The 16280-nt window shown below is 72.7% G+C and carries 11 protein-coding genes and 3 pseudogenes; 6 read left to right on the top strand and 8 right to left on the bottom strand.

Annotated features, from left to right (window positions below; genetic code table 11):
* Positions 1–135: 135 nt before the first annotated feature.
* The 3 genes and pseudogenes from KLP28_02550 (at position 136) to trpD (ending at position 2555) form a co-directional block, all read left to right on the top strand.
* Positions 136–1059 (top strand): cytochrome c oxidase assembly protein, encoded by a 924-nt coding sequence (locus tag KLP28_02550; protein ID QWC86752.1) that lies wholly within the window; start codon positions 136–138, stop codon positions 1057–1059.
* A gap of 57 nt (positions 1060–1116) precedes the next feature.
* Positions 1117–1437: pseudogene (locus tag KLP28_02545) on the top strand (hypothetical protein).
* The gene (gene trpD / locus KLP28_02540) at positions 1377–2555 is read left to right on the top strand and encodes an anthranilate phosphoribosyltransferase (protein ID QWC86751.1); all 1179 of its coding nucleotides are present in this window, start codon (positions 1377–1379) and stop codon (positions 2553–2555) included. Before KLP28_02545 ends, trpD begins: the two are co-directional and overlap by 61 nt.
* Before the next feature lie 18 nt (positions 2556–2573).
* Here trpD and KLP28_02535 read toward each other — a convergent pair whose 3' ends face one another.
* The 5 genes and pseudogenes from KLP28_02535 to KLP28_02515 all read right to left on the bottom strand — a co-directional run bounded on the left by KLP28_02535 (position 2574) and on the right by KLP28_02515 (position 10045).
* Positions 2574–2852: an Lrp/AsnC ligand binding domain-containing protein gene (locus tag KLP28_02535; protein ID QWC85665.1), complete on the bottom strand. Its 279-nt coding sequence runs from the start codon at positions 2850–2852 to the stop codon at positions 2574–2576.
* 23 nt (positions 2853–2875) lie between these two features.
* Positions 2876–4948: a choline BCCT transporter BetT gene (betT, locus tag KLP28_02530; GenBank protein ID QWC85664.1), complete on the bottom strand. Its 2073-nt coding sequence runs from the start codon at positions 4946–4948 to the stop codon at positions 2876–2878.
* A gap of 16 nt (positions 4949–4964) precedes the next feature.
* Positions 4965–6680 (bottom strand): annotated as a pseudogene (gene betA / locus KLP28_02525) (choline dehydrogenase).
* Positions 6677–8206, bottom strand: a pseudogene (locus KLP28_02520) (aldehyde dehydrogenase family protein). Before KLP28_02520 ends, betA begins: the two co-directional pseudogenes overlap by 4 nt.
* Before the next feature lie 57 nt (positions 8207–8263).
* A complete protein-coding gene (locus KLP28_02515) occupies positions 8264–10045 on the bottom strand; it encodes a DEDD exonuclease domain-containing protein (GenBank protein ID QWC85663.1) in 1782 nt (593 codons plus the stop codon).
* 128 nt (positions 10046–10173) lie between these two features.
* Between KLP28_02515 and KLP28_02510 the strand changes: the two genes are divergently transcribed.
* From KLP28_02510 to KLP28_02500, 3 genes are read left to right on the top strand one after another with little or no spacing between them, the layout of a single operon-like run.
* Positions 10174–10422 (top strand): hypothetical protein, encoded by a 249-nt coding sequence (locus tag KLP28_02510; GenBank protein QWC85662.1) that lies wholly within the window; start codon positions 10174–10176, stop codon positions 10420–10422.
* Positions 10423–10447: 25 nt separating this feature from the next.
* Complete coding sequence (locus KLP28_02505) at positions 10448–11776, top strand: hypothetical protein (GenBank protein ID QWC85661.1); 1329 nt, start codon at positions 10448–10450, stop codon at positions 11774–11776.
* Positions 11773–12918, top strand: a complete 1146-nt coding sequence (locus KLP28_02500) for a glycosyltransferase family 4 protein (protein QWC85660.1) — start codon at positions 11773–11775, stop codon at positions 12916–12918. Before KLP28_02505 ends, KLP28_02500 begins: the two co-directional genes overlap by 4 nt.
* A 55-nt stretch (positions 12919–12973) precedes the next feature.
* On the opposite strand, the gene KLP28_02495 is transcribed toward KLP28_02500, so the two are convergent.
* From KLP28_02495 to KLP28_02485, 3 genes are all read right to left on the bottom strand, one after another.
* On the bottom strand, positions 12974–13192 hold the full coding sequence (locus KLP28_02495; GenBank protein ID QWC85659.1) for a Flp family type IVb pilin: 219 nt from the start codon (positions 13190–13192) through the stop codon (positions 12974–12976).
* Between the two features lie 162 nt (positions 13193–13354).
* Complete coding sequence (locus KLP28_02490; GenBank protein ID QWC85658.1) at positions 13355–14305, bottom strand: type II secretion system F family protein; 951 nt, start codon at positions 14303–14305, stop codon at positions 13355–13357.
* Positions 14305–16278 carry a type II secretion system F family protein gene (locus tag KLP28_02485; GenBank protein QWC85657.1) on the bottom strand — a complete coding sequence of 658 codons (1974 nt, stop codon included), beginning with the start codon at positions 16276–16278 and terminating at the stop codon, positions 14305–14307. The genes KLP28_02490 and KLP28_02485 overlap by 1 nt, the downstream gene beginning before the upstream one ends.
* Between the last annotated feature and the right edge of the window lie 2 nt (positions 16279–16280).

Below are 16280 nucleotides of genomic sequence, written 5' to 3'. Positions count from 1 at the left end.
GGCACTGAGTCATCGCCCACACGACCCCCGACGCACTCGGGTGACGGCTGCCCTCGTGCCTACCCTGGGACCGTGCTCGACGTCGTGACAAGCCTCGCAACCGGCCCTGCGCGCGGCCTCGCGCTGGGTCCGCGGCTGCACCCCGGCGACGACCTCGCCCCGCTGCCCCCGCTGGAGGGTGCGCGCTGGCTGACGGGGTGGACCGTCGAGCCCTGGGTCGTGCTGGGGGTCGCCCTGGTCGGCGGCCTCTACCTCCTGGGCGTACGCCGGCTGCGCGCTCGCGGGGACCGGTGGCCGCTGGGCCGCAGCGCCGCCTTCGTCCTCGGCGGACTCGGCCTGTTCGTCGTGGCGACGATGTCGAGCCTGGCGACGTACGACACCACGCTGCTGAGCGTCCACATGATCCAGCACATGATCCTGTCGATGGCCGTGCCGATCTTCCTCGCGCTCGGGGCGCCGGTCACGCTGGCGCTGCGGACGCTGCCGCCCTCACCGCGGCGGCTCCTGCTCACGGTGCTGCACTCGCGGGTCGTGAAGGTGCTGTCCTTCCCGCCCCTGGTCTTCGCGCTGTACGTGCTGAGCCCCTGGGCGCTCTACTTCACCGGCTGGTACGACGCGACGCTGCACTCGGTGCTGGTCCACGAGCTGATGCACATCCACCTCGTGGTGGTCGGCTCGCTGTTCTTCTGGCCGCTGCTGGGCCTGGACCCGGTGCCGGGACGGGTGTCGTACCCCCTGCGCCTGCTGCTCATCTTCCTGACGCTGCCGTTCCACGCCTTCCTCGGCGTGACGATCATGGGTCAGTCGACGCTCGTCGCGGGGCAGTACTACCCGACGCTCCCGATGGCGTGGCTGCCCGACGCGTACGACGACCAGCGCTTCGCCGGCGCCCTGCTGTGGGGGTCGGGCGACCTGGTGGCACTGCTGCTGTTCGCCGTCTTCTTCACCCAGTGGGTGCGGTCGTCCATGGCCGAGGCCCGCCGCGAGGACCGTCGGCTGGACCGGATCGAACGCCGCGAGGCCGCCGCGGCGCGGGGGCCGGGACCGGGAGCGGGGTAGCCCGGTAGCATCCCGCGGGTGAGTAGAGCGCTGCGCATCCTGGTCTACAGCGACGACATGACCGTCCGCGAGGACGTCGTGCTCTCCCTCGGCAAGCGACCCCACCCCGACCTGCCGGAGCTCGAGTTCGTCGAGGTGGCGACCGAGCCCAAGGTGCTCCAGCACATGGACGGCGGGTCGATCGACCTCGCGATCCTCGACGGTGAGGCCGCCCCGACCGGCGGCATGGGGGTCGCGAAGCAGCTGAAGGACGAGATCTTCCGCTGCCCGCCGCTGCTGGTGCTGCTCGGTCGACCGCAGGACGCCTGGCTCGCCACCTGGTCGCGAGCCGACGGCGCCGTCGCGCACCCGATCGACCCGGTCCAGCTCACCGACGCCGTCGTACGCCTGCTGCTGCCCGCCGAGGCCGGCGACGCGCGCGGCAGGCCGACGGCGCGCTGACCGTGGCAGCCGGCCACAGCTGGCCCGACCTGCTCTCGCGGCTCGTCGCCGGCGAGGAGCTCGACGGGGCGAGCACGGCGTGGGCGATGGAGCAGGTGCTGGGCGGCGCCGCGACCCCCTCGCAGATCGCGGGCTTCGTCGTGGCCCTGCGCGCCAAGGGCGAGACCGTCGCCGAGGTCGAGGGTCTCGTCGCCGCGATGATGGGCCACTGCGTGCCGCTCGAGGTGCCGGGGCGCTGTCTCGACGTCGTCGGCACCGGCGGCGACCGCTCGATGTCGGTGAACATCTCCACGATGGCCGCGATCGTCGCCGCCGGCGCGGGCGCGCGGGTCGTGAAGCACGGCAACCGCTCCGCCTCCTCCAAGACCGGCACCGCGGACGTGCTCGAGCACCTGGGCATCGGGCTCGACCTGCCGGCCGCGGCCGTGGGACGGCTGGCGACGGAGGTCGGCATGACCTTCTGCTTCGCCGCGGCGTTCCACCCGGCCATGCGTCACGCAGCGATCCCGCGTCGTGAGCTGGGCATCGCGACGACGATGAACTTCCTGGGGCCCCTGGCCAACCCGGTGCAGCCGGCGGCCCAGGCGATCGGGTGCGCGGACGCGGCGATGGCGCCGGTGATGGCCGGGGTGCTGGCCCGCCGCGGCGTCGACGCCTGGGTGTTCCGCGGCGACGACGGTCTCGACGAGCTGACCACGACCACCACGTCACGCCTGTGGGTCGTCGAGGACGGTGTGGTGAGCGAGACCGTGGTCGACCCGGCCCGCCTCGGCCTGCCACCCGCGACCGCCGAGGACCTCCGCGGCGACGACGTCGCCTTCAACGCCGAGGTCGTCCGCCGACTCGTGGCGGGTGAGCGGGGTCCCGTACGCGACGCGGTCGTGCTCAACGCCGGCGCCGCCCTCGCCGTGCACGCCGCCGATCAGGAGTCGGCCGCGACCCAGGACGTCGAGGAGCGGCTGCGGCACGGCATGGCCAGGGCCGAGAGGTCCCTCGACGACGGAGCCGCCGCGGACCTGCTGGCCCGCTGGATCACCGCGAGCCGCGCCGCCTGAGCCCGTTCGGTCGGGCTGTCAGTCCAGGCCGAGGGAGAAGGCGGCCTCCAGGTCGGTGCGGGAGTACGCGCGGAACGCGATGTGCGTCTCGGTGCGCTCCACGCCGTCGACCTTGTCGAGGTGCTCGGTGATGACCGTGGCGATCTCGTCGTGCTCACGGACCCGCACGATCGCGATCAGGTCGACCCCGCCGGTGACCGAGTAGACCTCCGAGACCCCCTCGATGCCGGCGATCGCCTCGGCCGTCTCCGGGACGCGCCCGGACCGGGCCTGGACGAGGACGATCGCGGTCATCATGGGAGCAACCTAGCGTCCGCCGATCAGCTGTCCGGCCGTGCCGTACCGTCCGAGAGCCTCAGGAACTCCAGGTGGCGCTCGTACTGGTCGAGGACGTCGTCGATGAGCTGCGTGCGGCTGTAGCCCATGACGTCGTAGCCCTGTCCGCCGTCGTGCAGGTGCACCTCCAGCCGCGAGTAGGTGTCGTCGCCGCGCGGCACCATGCCCCCGTAGGAGGGGATCGGTGCCGAGGAGTGCTGCACGGCGTACTCGAAGGGCTGCTCGCCGAGTCCCGCGCGCAGCCGGATCGCCGGCTGGTCGTGCTCGTCGACCACGCTCTCGACGTCGACCTCGACCCCGGTGGCGCGGAGCTCGCTCGCGACCTGCTCCAGAGCGGGCGTGACCGTGCTCGCCAGGAAGTCACCCGCCTCGGCCTGGGTCGGGAAGGACATCGCGCGACGCAGTCGCGTCTGCCACGGGATGCCGGGACGCTCGGGCTCACCGACCACGGTGCTGCGTCCCGACAGGGCGCTGGGCAGCGACCCCGCTCTGCTGTCGGCCATGCGCCCCTCGACCGAGAGCGCCTTCCACAGGCCCCACATCACGCCGAGCATCACGATCGCGAACGGCAGGCCCACGATGATCGTGGCGTACTGCAGCGCGTAGATGCCGCCGACCGACAGGATCGACAGCGTCAGGACGCCGGTCGCCACCGCCCAGAAGATGCGCAGCGGGGGGCCCGAGTCCGTGTTGGCGGTGCGCAGCGTGCTCGACAGGTTCGCCATCACCAGCGCACCGGAGTCCGCGGAGGTGACGTAGAACAGCAGGCCGATGAGGATGAACAGCGCGGCGACCACGCCGGAGGCCGGGTACTGCTCCAGCAGCGACCACAGCGCCGTGTCGGGCCCCGAGGCGTCGTTGACGATGGAGGCGAAGTCGCGGTTGCCGGAGCGCAGCTGCTCCAGTGCCGCGTTGCCGAAGACCGTCACCCACATGACGATGTAGCTGAACGGGATGATCATGGTGCCCGCGACGAACTGCCGGATCGTGCGACCGCGCGAGATGCGTGCCAGGAACAGGCCGACGAAGGCCGCCCAGGCGATCCACCACGCCCAGAAGAACAGGGTCCACAGGCTCATCCAGTCGCCGGTGTCGGTGTAGGCGAACGTCTCGTTGGTGAGTCCGGGGAACATGCGGACGTAGTCGCCGACGTTCGAGACCAGCCCGTTGAGGAGGTAGGCGGTGCGACCGGTGACCAGGATGTAGAGCACCAGGGCGATCGCCAGCAGCACGTTGAACTGCGAGATGCGCTTGATGCCCTTGTCGACGCCGGCGACCGCCGAGACCGTGGCGATCGCGATCGCCAGCACGATCAGGGCGATCTGGGCCGGCAGCCCGACCCCGATGCCGAAGATGACCTCGAGGCCGACGTTGAGGCTCACGACCCCGATGCCGAGGGAGGTCGCGACGCCGAAGATCGTGCCGAGGATGGCGGCGGTGTCCGCAGCCGTGCCGATCGGCCCGTCGATGCGCTTGCCGATGAGCGGGTAGAGCGCGGAGCGCACCGCCAGCGGCAGCCCGACGCGGTAGGCGAAGAACGCGAGGCTCATGCCCATCAGCGAGTACATGCCCCACCCCGAGATCCCGTAGTGGAACAGCGTCCACACGGTCGCCTCGCGGGCCGCCTGTACCGTGCCGCCCTCGATCACCGGCGGGTTGAGGTACTGGTACGCGGGCTCGTACACGGCGTAGAAGATGAGGTCGGTGCCGATGCCGGCAGCGAACAGCATCGCCGCCCAGGCACCCGTGGAGTACTGCGGCCGCGAGTGCTCGGGGCCGAGCCGCACCGAGCCGTACCGGCTGAAGCCCAGGAAGATCACGAACAGCAGCACCGAGGTCGTCAGGGCGATGTAGTACCACCCCAGTCCGCTCGAGACCCAGCCGACGACGGCACCCAGCGTCGACTCGGCGTTGTCGGGAGCGCTGACGCACCAGATCGTGACGGCGAGGGTCACGGCCGCCGCGGCGCCGAAGACCGCGCGGTTCAGGGTCCAGTCGGGGCCGTCGTCCTCGGCCGGGAGACCGCTGAGGGGGGTCTCCTGCGTGGGTGCGCTCATGCTTCCTCCTGGTGGGTCAGCCGATGTGGACGGTGCCGGGTCGTGCGTCGTTGCGCGGGTCGCCCTCGGGCCACAACGGCATGCCCGCGCCGTGGCGGTAGAAGGGCGCGTCGAGCGCCGGGAGCGGGGTGTTGCCCGCGATCAGGTCGGCCGCCTTCTCGGCGAGCATCATCACCGGCGCGTAGATGTTGCCGTTGGTGACGTACGGCATGGAGGACGCGTCGACGACCCGCAGCCCCTCGACGCCGTGGACACGGAGCGAGGCGGGGTCGAGCACGGCGTCCTCACCCGTGCCCATCTTGGCGGTGCAGGACGGGTGCAGTGCGGTCTCGGCGTCCTGGGCGACCCAGTCGAGGATCTCCTGGTCGGTCTCGACCGAGGGACCGGGGGAGATCTCTCCCGCGGAGAACGCGGCGAACGCCGGCTGGGCGAGGATCTCGCGGGCGGCCCGCACCATCTCGATCCACTCCCGGCGGTCGTTCTCCGTGGAGAGGTAGTTGAACTGCATCGCGGGGTGCTCGAAGGGATCGGTCGAGCGGATCCGCAGCCAGCCGCGCACATCGGAGTACATCGGACCGATGTGCACCTGGTAGCCGTGCTCGGCCGCGGGCTGGGACCCGTCGTACCGGATGGCGATCGGCAGGAAGTGGAACATCAGGTTGGGGTACGCCACGTCGTCGTTGCTGCGGATGAATCCGCCCGCCTCGAAGTGGTTGGAGGCGCCGACCCCGCGCCGCGGGAAGAGCCACTCGGCACCGATGCGCGGCTTGTGGTGGTGCTTGAGCCAGGGGGCGATCGAGACCGGCTGCTTCGCGGCGTGCTGGACGTACACCTCGAGGTGGTCCTGCAGGTTCGCGCCGACGCCCGGGAGGTCGGCCTTCACCTCGATGTCGAGGCGCTTGAGCAGCTCGGGGTCACCCACGCCGGAGAGCTGCAGCAGCTGCGGGGAGTTGATCGCGCCGCCGCACAGGACGACCTCGCCGGCCTCGACGCTGCGCTGGACCTTGCCGGCGCGCACGTAGTCCACGCCGGTGACGCGAGGCGCCGGACCGCCCACCGCAGGCCGGTGACCTGGCTGAGCGTGTGGACGGTGAGGTTGCTGCGGCCGCGGACCGGCGCGAGGTACGCCTGGCTCGCCGAGAGCCTGCGACCACGGTGCACGTTGCGGTCGAAGGGTGCGAAGCCCTCCTGGCGGTAGCCGTTCACGTCGTCGGTGAGCGGATGACCCGCCTGCTGGACGGCCTCGAAGAACGCCTGGAACAGCGGGGAGGTGGCCGGTCCCCGCTCGAGGGCGAGGGGTCCGGACCCGCCGCGCCAGGCGTCGGCGCCGGCCAGGCAGCTCTCCATGCGCTTGAAGTACGGCAGGCAGTGCGCGTAGTCCCAGGCCTCCATGCCCGGGTCCGCGGCCCACCGCTCGTAGTCGAGGGGGTTGCCGCGCTGGAAGATCATGCCGTTGATCGAGGAGGACCCGCCGAGCACCTTGCCGCGGGCGTGGTACACGCGTCGGCCGCCCATGTGGGGCTCGGGCTCGGACTCGTACTTCCAGTCGTAGAGCCGGTTGCCGATCGGGTACGGCAGCGCCGCCGGCATGTGGATGAACGGGTCCAGCTTGGTGTCGGGCCGACCCGCCTCCAAAAACGAGCACCGTTGTGCCGGCGTCGGAGGACAACCGGTTGGCCAGGGCGGAGCCGGCGGACCCGCCGCCGACGATCACGTAGTCGTAGCGCTTCACGCGTCCTCCTCCGGTGCCGCTGCGGTGCTCGTCCCGCTCCCGAACCAGCCCGTGGGCGCCGGTCGGGTGTTGTGCCAGACGTGCTTGGTCTCGCGGTACTCCGCGAGCCCGGCCAGGCCGAGCTCGCGGCCGATGCCGCTCTGCCCCATCCCGCCCCACTCGGCCTGCGGGACGTAGGGGTGGTAGTCGTTGATCCAGATCGTGCCGTGGCGCAGCCGGGCCGCGACGCGCTCGGCGCGACCGGCGTCGGAGGTCCCCCCCGCGCCGGCGAGCCCGTACACGGTGTCGTTGGCGATCGCGACGGCCGCGTCCTCGGTGCTCTCGTCGTCGACGCCGGAGAAGGTCTCGACGGTCAGCACGGGGCCGAAGGACTCGTCGTGGACGCAGTCCATCTGCTGGGTGCAGCCGTCGAGCACGGTCGGCCGGTAGAACCAGCCCTTCTCGTACGCCTCGCCGTCGGGGCGGCACCCGCCGGCCCGGAGGGTGGCGCCCTGCTCCAGGGCGCGGGCGACGTACGCCTCGACCTTCGCCCGGTGGTCCTCGCTGATCAGCGGCCCGGTCTCGGCCTGGGTGTCGAAGGGGCCGCCGAGGCGGATGCGGTCGGCGCGCTGCGCCAGCTCGGCCACGAACTCCTCGGCGATGGACTCCTCGACGACGAGGCGGGCGCCGGCGGAGCAGACCTGGCCCGAGTCGAGGAAGATCGCCGTCAGGGCGTTGTCCAGGGCCGCCTCCCGGTCGGCGTCGGCGAAGACGACGTTCGGGTTCTTGCCGCCCAGCTCGAGAGCCACGCGCTTCACGCCCTCGGCGGCCGAGGCCATGATGCGGCGGCCGGTGACGAGGCCGCCGGTGAAGGACACCAGGTCGACGGCCTCGTGACCCGTGAGCGTCGGGCCGACCCGGTCGCCCGCGCCGAGCACGAGGTTGGCCACGCCGTCGGGCAGGCCGCAGTCGGCGAGCGCCCGGACCAGTCAGATGGCCGAGCTCGGGGTGAGCTCGCTCGGCTTGAGCACGAAGCTGTTGCCGGCGGCCAGCGCGGGGGCGACCTTCCAGGAGGTCTGCAGCAGGGGGAAGTTCCACGGCGTGATCAGCGAGCAGACGCCCACGGGCTCGTGGACCACGCGGCTGCGGACGTGGGGCATGCCGGTGTCGACCACGCGGCCGGCGTCGGCCTGCGCGACCGAGGCGAAGTGCCGGAACACCGAGACGACGTCGGCGACGTCGATGCGTCCCTCGGCGAGACGCTTGCCGGTGTCGAGCGACTCCAGGCGGGCGACCTCCTCGGTGTCCGCCTCGAGGCGATCGGCCAGGCGCAGGAGCAGCGCGGCGCGCTCCGGGGTGGGCGTGTGGCGCCACGGTCCGTCGTCGTACGCGGCGCGCGCGGCGCGGACGGCGGCCTCCGCGTCGCTCGGCGACGCCTCTGCGACCACCGCGACGACCTGGTCACGGTCGGCCGGACAGCGGATCTCCCGGGTCTCGCCGTCGGACGCGGCGCGCCACGTCCCGTCGATGCACAGCGTCTCGCTCACACCAGCATCCTGGTGCACTCGTCACCGCAAAGCGAGAGGGTGACGCTTGTCTGCGCCTCACCGGGCCGGCTGGTGGGCGACCGGCAGACGACGTCGCTCGTCGAAGGGCACCAGCTGCTCCTTCGACGCCGCGGCGGCGTCGAGCGAGGCGAGGTGGCGGCCGCCGCCGGTGACCGGGGAGGTCCAGTCGCCGTCGACGGACACGAGGCGTACGCCCTCCTGCTCGAGCCAGCGCAGCAGGCGCTCGCTCTCCTCGGCCGTCGCGGCCGGCGTCGGACCGGGCCCGGGCCGCACGGTCTCGGCGGACGCGCGCAGGTCGTCGACCCAGACCGTCGCGTCGACGGCGCCGCGCATCACGCCGGCCGCGCAGAGGCGCCCGTGGCGTACGACGTGCACCTGCCAGGCCCCGTCGGCCTCGCGCCGGGCGCCCACCAGCTCGGGCAGGCGGGTCAGCGCGACCAGCCGCTGGGCCCGCGAGGTGGCGCGCACGAAGGCGAACAGGCGGTCGCGCTGGGCTGCGGCGTCCTCGAAGCGCTCCTCGGCGGCGAGGTCGCGCATGCGGTGGGTCAGCCGCTCGACCACGGCGTCGCCGCTGGCGGCCAGGGCGGTGCGTACGCCGTCGACGACCTCGGCGTACGCCTCCGGTGACGTCGACCCGTCGCACGGCGACAGGCAGCGTCCCATCTCGGCCAGCACGCACGCCGACCCCGAGGGTCGTCGGGCCAGCCGCCCGGTGCACTGCCGGATCGGGAAGGTCTCGTGCAAGGACCCGGCCACCGCCTCCGCGGCGCGCCGGTTGCGGAACGGGCCGAGGTAGGTGCCGCCGTCCTCGGCGACCGTGCGCACGTACGACAGGCGCGGCCAGGCCTCGTCGGTGAGCTTGAGCCAGGTGACCTTCGTCGGTCGTCGCGACCGCCGGTTGTAGCGCGGCTCGTGGGCGCCGATCAGGCGCAGCTCGCGCACCTCGGCCTCGAGCGCGGTCGCGCACTCGACGTGGTCGACCCGCGAGGCCACCGCGACCATCTCGCCCATGCGGGACCGGGTCTCCGAGGCGGTGAAGTAGCTGCGGACGCGGGTGCGCAGGTCCTTGGAGGTGCCGACGTAGAGCACCTCGTCGCGGGTGTCGCGGAAGAGGTACACCCCCGGGGCGTGGGGGAGGTGCTCGGCGAGGTGCCGCTTGCGGCGCTGGGCGGCGGAGACCTTGGCCGAGAACGTCGAGAGCTCCTCCATCGTGTGCACGCCGAGACCCCCGAGACGGTCGAGCATGCCGTGCAGCACGTCGACGGTCGCGCGGGCGTCGGACAGCGCCCGGTGGTTCGGTGTCGTCTTCGCGCCGAAGTAGCCGGCGAGGGTCGACAGCTTGCAGTTCGGTGTCTCGTCACGATGGAGCACCCGGCGCGCCAGCTTGGCCGTGTCGAGCACCTCGAAGGCCGGCCACGGCAGCTGCTGCACGCCGGCGAAGTGCTTGAGGAACCCGACGTCGAAGGGCGCGTTGTGGGCGACCAGCACGCAGCCCTGCGCGAACTCGAGGAAGGCGGGCAGCACCTGCTCGATCGTCGGCGCCGTCGCGACCATCTCGTCGGTGATGCCGGTGAGGACCGAGATGAACCGGGGGATCGGCTCACCGGGGTCGACGAGGCTCTGGAGCTCGCCGAGCACCTCGCCGCCCCGCACCTTGACGGCACCGATCTCGGTGATCATCGCGCCCTTCGCCGCCGAGCCGCCGGTCGTCTCGAGGTCGACGACGCAGAAGGTCGTCTCGCGCAGGGGGCGCCCGAGCTCGTCGAAGCTGCGCTGCTGGCCCCAGCTGGGGGTGCGGGTCGGTGCGGTGGTGCTCATGGGCCGGGACGCTAGGCGCGGCCACCGACAACCGGGTCCCGCCACGCGGGCCGGGCGGTTCTGTCGGTGGGCGGTGGTCTGCTGCTGCGCGTCCCTGGTTCGCCTTCCCCGACCTCCTGGAGGTACCGATGTCCGTCCACATCGACTGCGACAGCTGTGTCGTCCGCGGGCTCGCCTGCTCCGACTGCGTCGTGAGCGTCCTGCTCGGCATGCCCGACGCCGCCGGCGCGGGCGGCACGGGCGGGACCGGTCCCGACGTGATCGCCGACGACGAGCTGCGGGCGCTCGACGTGCTCGCCGACTCGGGCCTCGTGCCGCCGCTGCGCATGGTGGCGGCCCAGGATCCGCCGCAGGGGCTCCGCGTGGAGTCGGCGTAGGGCGCGGCCGCCTACGATCGACGCCGTGCAGCCGGACAGGACGCGGGCCCCCCTCCTGGTGGGAGTGCTCGCCCTGCTGCTCGTGGTCGTGGCCGCGGGCTGGTGGACGCTGCGCGACCCCGCGACGACGCTCGACGTCGACGCCCTGGATCCCGGCCGGGGCGGTGGCAGCAACGAGGGCGCCGCCGCGACCGGCGACGTCGGTGCCGGTCGCGCCGCGGCGACGACGAGCCTGCTCGAGCGTGTCGAGCAGGCGCTCGAGGACGGCGACGACACCGCGTTGGGCGGACTCGCCGCGGGGTCGTCGCGGTCCCGGGCGGTGCTCGACCGGTGGGCCGACAACGTGGCCGCCATCGGGCTGGAGGACGTACGGCTGCGCTACGTCGCGGCGACGCTCGACGCGCCGAGCCGGTGGACCGCCGAGGTCGAGGTCTCCTACCGCGACCCCTTCGCGGGGGCGCGGCGCGTACGGGTGGCCGCCGCGGTGTCGTTCGCCGACGTGGGTGGGCAGTCGGACGCGGGCGCACCACAGGTCGCGCTGGTCGGAGCGGGCGCCGCGGGCGCACGGACGCCGCTGTGGATGAGCGCCGACCTCGCCGTACGCACCGTGGACCGCGTCTCGGCCCGGGTGGACGAGGCCTCGACGCTCGGCGTGGAGCGCGTGCTCGCCCTGGGGCGCACCGCGGTGCGCGAGGTGACCCGCACGTTGCCGGCATGGGACGGTCCGCTGGTGATCGAGGTGCCCGACGACACCGTCGAGGTCGCGCACGTGCTGGGGGAGCCCGAGGGCGCGTACGACGCGGTCGCCGCGGTGACCACGACCATCGACGGCAGTGCCTCGCCCGGGGCGCCGGTGCACGTCGTGGTCAACCCCGTGGTGCTGGGCACGCTCGGCAACCGTGGTGAGCAGGTGGTGATGACGCACGAGGCCGTGCACGTCGCGACCGACGCGTCGACCTCGCCCGAGCTGCCGCTGTGGCTGATGGAGGGCTACGCCGACTGGGCCGCCCTGCGTGTCACGGACCTTCCGGACGACGTCGCCGCGGGCGCGATCCTCGAACGGGTCCGCGAGCAGGGCCCGCCCGGACGGCTGCCGGGCGAGCTGGAGTTCGACCCGGCGGGTGAGCAGTTCGGCGTCTCCTACGAGGCGGCCTGGCTGGCGGTGCGGCTGATGGCGGAGCGGTACGGGCCCGCAGCGACGATCGCGTTCTACGAGCAGGTCGACGGTGGGGCCCCGGTCGCGCAGGCGTTCTCGACGCTCGGCACCACGGAGCGGCAGTTCACGCGGGCGTGGCAGCGCTACCTGCAGCGGCTCGCCGGAGTGCCGGTGGGCCGGGGGCTCGTCAGCTCGTGAGCACCGCCGGACAGCCCAGGGCACCGGGCAGGGTGCTGGTCGTCACCAACGACTTCCCGACGCGACGCGGCGGCATCGAGACCTTCGTGCTGAACCTGTGCCGCGGCCTCGAGGCGCTCGCGCCGGGGTCCGTCGTGGTGCACACGGCGTCGATGGACGGCGACGCGGCGTACGACGCGCAGCTGCCGTTCCCCGTCGTGCGCGACCCGACGTCGATGCTGGTCCCGAGCCCCGCGGTGCGGCGCCGCGTCGTCGGGACGTTCGAGGCGTACGGCTGCGACCGCGTGCTCTTCGGGGCCGCTGCGCCGCTGGGGCTGCTGGCTGACGCGCTGCGCACGGCCGGGGCGGAGCGGATCGTCGGCATCACCCACGGCCACGAGGTCTGGTGGGCGCGGGTGCCGGGCAGCCGGGCGATGCTGCGACGCATCGGCGCGGGCTGCGACGTGCTCACGTACGTGAGCGAGTGGTGCCGCGAACGGATCGCCGCCGCGCTCGACGACGAGGCCGCGGCCGCGATGCGGGTGCTGCGGCCGGGCGTCGACCTCGACCGGTTCCGCCCGGGCTGCGGCGGGGACGGCGTCCGCGAGAGCCTCGGGCTCGCCCCTGAGGTGCCGGTGGTGGTGTGCACGGCACGGTTCGTGCGGCGCAAGGGGCAGGACCGGCTGGTCGAGGCGTGGCCGGAGGTGCTGCGTACGCACCCCGACGCCGTGCTGCTGCTGGTGGGTGACGGGCCCGACCGCGAGCGCGTCATGGGGCTGGTCGCCGACCGCGGCCTGCAGCGCTCGGTGCTGATGCCCGGCTCCGTGCCGTGGGAGGAGGTGCCGGCGTGGACCGACGCGGGCGACGTCTTCGCGATGCCCTGTCGTACGCGGCGGCTCGGGCTCGAGGCGGAGGCGTTCGGCATCGTCTACCTCGAGGCCGCCGCCTGCGGGCTGCCGGTGGTCGGGGGACCGTCGGGCGGGGCGCCGGAGGCCGTCGAGCTGGCCGGGGGAGTCGTGGCGGTGCCGGGTGAGCTGGCGCGGGTGCTCGTCGAGGAGCTCGGTCGGCGCGGGAGGCGTGAACGGGGTGAGGGCTTCGATCCGCCCACGTGGAGCGGGGCGACGGGGCAGGTCGCGGGACTGCTGGGGCTCGTGAGGGCCTGAGAACGACGAAGGGCCCGTCCGCCGAAGCGAACGGGCCCTTTCGTGAGTCTTGGAATCAGCTGCAGGTGCCGGTGATAGCGGTCGACTGGGTGTCGATGGACGTGCAGGTCGACGAGAAGATGCCCTTGACGAAACCGCCGAAGAGAAAGACGACGGCGACGATCAGCGCCGCGATGCCGGCGACGAGCAGGCCGTACTCCACGGCGGAGGCGCCACGCTCGGACTGGCGGCGGGCGTTGAGCATGTTGAGCTGGATGACGAGAAACTCGAGCATTGGGTGGTCCCCCTCAGGATTCGGTCCGGGGTGGGCTCCCAGACGCTGGTCGGTACAACAAGGGTGCGCGTGACGTAAGGCCTTAAGTCCGTGAACGGACATTCCTTAACCAACGGGCCCGACTCTTTACCGAGCCGGCCGTGACCTCGACGAGGTCACCCGTCACATACCGCCGAAGCTGTCCATGATCGAGATGCCGGCGGGGCCGAGCACGACGATGAACAGGCATGGCAGCACGCAGAAGATCAGCGGCACCATGATCTTGACCGGCACCTTCTGGGCGGCCTCCTCGGCGGCCTGCCGGCGCTTGACGCGGATCTCCTTGCTCTGCACCCGCAGCACGTTGCCGATGGGGATGCCGAAGGCGTCGGCCTGCACCATCGCGGAGACGAACGAGCGCACGTCGTCGGCGTCGACACGTTCAGCCATCGCCCTCAGTGACGCAGAGCGGCCGTTGCCGATCTGCATCTCGTGCAACACGCGCGCGAACTCCTCACCGATGGGTCCGTCGGTATTGCGCGCGACCTGCGCGAGCGCGGCGTCGAAGCCGAGCCCGGACTCCACCGAGATCGTCAGCAGGTCGATCGCGTCGGCGAGCTCGCGCTGCAGCTTGTGCCCGCGGTCGTACGCCAGCTGGTAGAGGTAGAGGTCGACCGCCTGGTAGCCGATGACCGTCGCACCCACGACCAGCACGAGGGTCACCGGAAAGCTCAGCCCCATGAGCCGCGTCAGCAGCAGTGAGACCGTCAGGAAGGCGAACAGCCCGATGACCTTCATCGAGGTCACCCGGTCGACGGTCAGCCCCTCGGGACTGCCGGCCTTCGCCAGCTTGGTGCGGATGCGGTCACCGTGGTCTGCCGGCGTGAGTCGGCGGCCGAGCGCCAGCGACCTGCCCAGCAGCGGCTCCCAGACCCGGTCCTTGAAGCCGGTCTCGGGGTCCTGGCCGGTGGTCGACGTGGCCGACCCGGCCATGCTGTCGACCAGGGAGAGCGTCTTGTCCATCCCGCGGTCGTTCGCGGCGAACCCGCCCTGGGCGATGACCAGCACGAGCAGCGCGCCGAGGAACAGACACAGGAGTCCGACGACCAGTCCGGTCGTGCCGAGGGTCGTCATCACAGCTCCACGTCCACGATCTTGCTCATCCAGAGCATGCCGACGGCCAGCAGCACCACGGCGCCGCCCATCATCAGCCAGCCCAGTTGCTCGGTGAACATGACCGAGACGTACTCGTAGTTGGTCAGGGTCAGGTAGAGCAGGAACACCGGCGGCAGGCCCGCGAGCACGTACATCGAGAGTCGTCCCTCGGCCGAGAGCGCCTTGATGTGCCGGCGCAGGAACTCCCGCTCGCGCAGCGTGCTCGCCACGGTGACGAGCAGCTCGGAGAGGTTGCCGCCGACCTCGCGCTGGATCCGGACGGCCATGACGACCCAGCCGAAGTCCTCGGACTCCATGCGCTCGGCGACCTCCTCCATGGCGTCCTCGATCGCGATGCCCAGGCGGGACGCGACGAGCACCCGGCGGAACTCGGAGGTGATCGGCTCCTGGCCCTCGCGCACGACGGTGTCGATCGACTGCGCCAGCGACTGGCCGGCCTGCAGGCTGCCGGCCATGAGCTGCAGCGTGTCCGCGAGCAGCGCCGAGAAGGCCGCGCGGCGACGTCCGGCCCGCAGGCGCAGGTAGACGGGCGGGGCCACCGCACCGAGCACGCCGAACAGCAAGGCGACGAGGATGCTGAACCCGCCGACGAGGAAGCCCAGGACAGCGGCGACCAGCGCGACGCCGGCGTGCACCAGCACCCACTCCGACGGCTTCAGGCCCGACCCGGCGGCGTCCAGCCGCTGGGCGATGCGGGCCTCGCGGTCCTTGTCGGCCGAGACCGCACGCTGGGCGAACTGCTTCGCCGAGGTCGCGAGGCTCGCGGTCGAGGCAGCGCCGCCGCGACCGGCGGCCGACTCCTGGCTCTCCGGCGCCAGCTGTCCGGCGATGCGTTGCTCGAGGGAGAGGCGACGGCGCCGGGGTCCGCCCGCCGAGGCCAGCACCGGGCTCAGGAACGCCAGCAGGATACCGACGCCGATGGCCGCGACGGCTCCCAGCGCGACCGCCCGCGGCACCTGCCACCCGGCGCCGACCACCTCGTAGGAGGCGGGCCCGGCCGACTCCGGCTCGACGTCGGCGACCGGCCCCTGACGCACCAGCGTGAGGGCGCGGTCCTCGTACGTGGTGCCGTCCGCGACCAGCGACACCTCGACCGAGACCTCCTCGGCGGCCGGGTCGGGGAGCGGAGCGGCCAGGGAGACCTGCTCCCGCAGGGCGTCGCCGCTCGCGGCGAATGCCTCGGCGAGCGAGGAGGGGTCGGCCTCGAGCACCTCACCGGAGCCGGCGCGGGCGAGCTTGCCGAGCAGCGTCGCCGGCTGCTTCTGCTGCGAGGGACCACTGAGCGCGACGACGTCGACGCGTACGTCGTCCGCGTCGAGGCTGGCGAGCAGCTCGCCGACCGGCAGTCCGGTGGTGTCCTTGCCGTCCGAGAGCAGCAGCACCTGCCGCTGGCCGGCCGATCCGACGACCTCCAGCGCCTGCTCGGCGCCCTCGATGAGCCGGGTGTCCCTGGAGAGCTCCAGGTCGGCGACGACCTCGCGTACGCGGTCGGGGTCGGCGACCGGCTCCAGCAGGGTCTCGACGGTGTCCGCGAAGGAGACCACGCCCACCCGCAGGTCGGCCGGCGCGGCGTCGAGGAAGGCGGAGACCGCGTCCACGGCCGCGGCGATCTTCGCGCCACGCATGGAGTTGCTGCTGTCGATGAGGAGCACCGCCGTGCGGCGTACGCCCGGCTCCTCCTCGGCGTCCTCGACCGTGACCTCGACCGGCTCACCGTCGACCTGCACGACGACCGAGTCGGGGTCGACAGCCGCGCCGTCGGTGGAGACGAGCAGACGGACGCCGTCGGGCCCGGCCTCGACGTAGTCGATGAGACCCCCGGCGTCGGGAGTGTCGGCCGCCACCACCACGCCTGCCGGCGCGAGGGCGAGCAGGAGCGTCGTGAGCAGGGCCGCCGGCGCGCGGCGCAGCGAACCGGGCAGGGGCCGCACGG

The sequence above is a fragment of the Nocardioidaceae bacterium genome, assembly GCA_018672315.1.
In the GTDB taxonomy this organism is placed as follows: Bacteria; Actinomycetota; Actinomycetes; order Propionibacteriales; family Nocardioidaceae; genus TYQ2.
The sequence above is the reverse complement of the archived record's forward strand: the minus strand, read 5'-3'. Positions and strand labels throughout refer to the sequence as shown.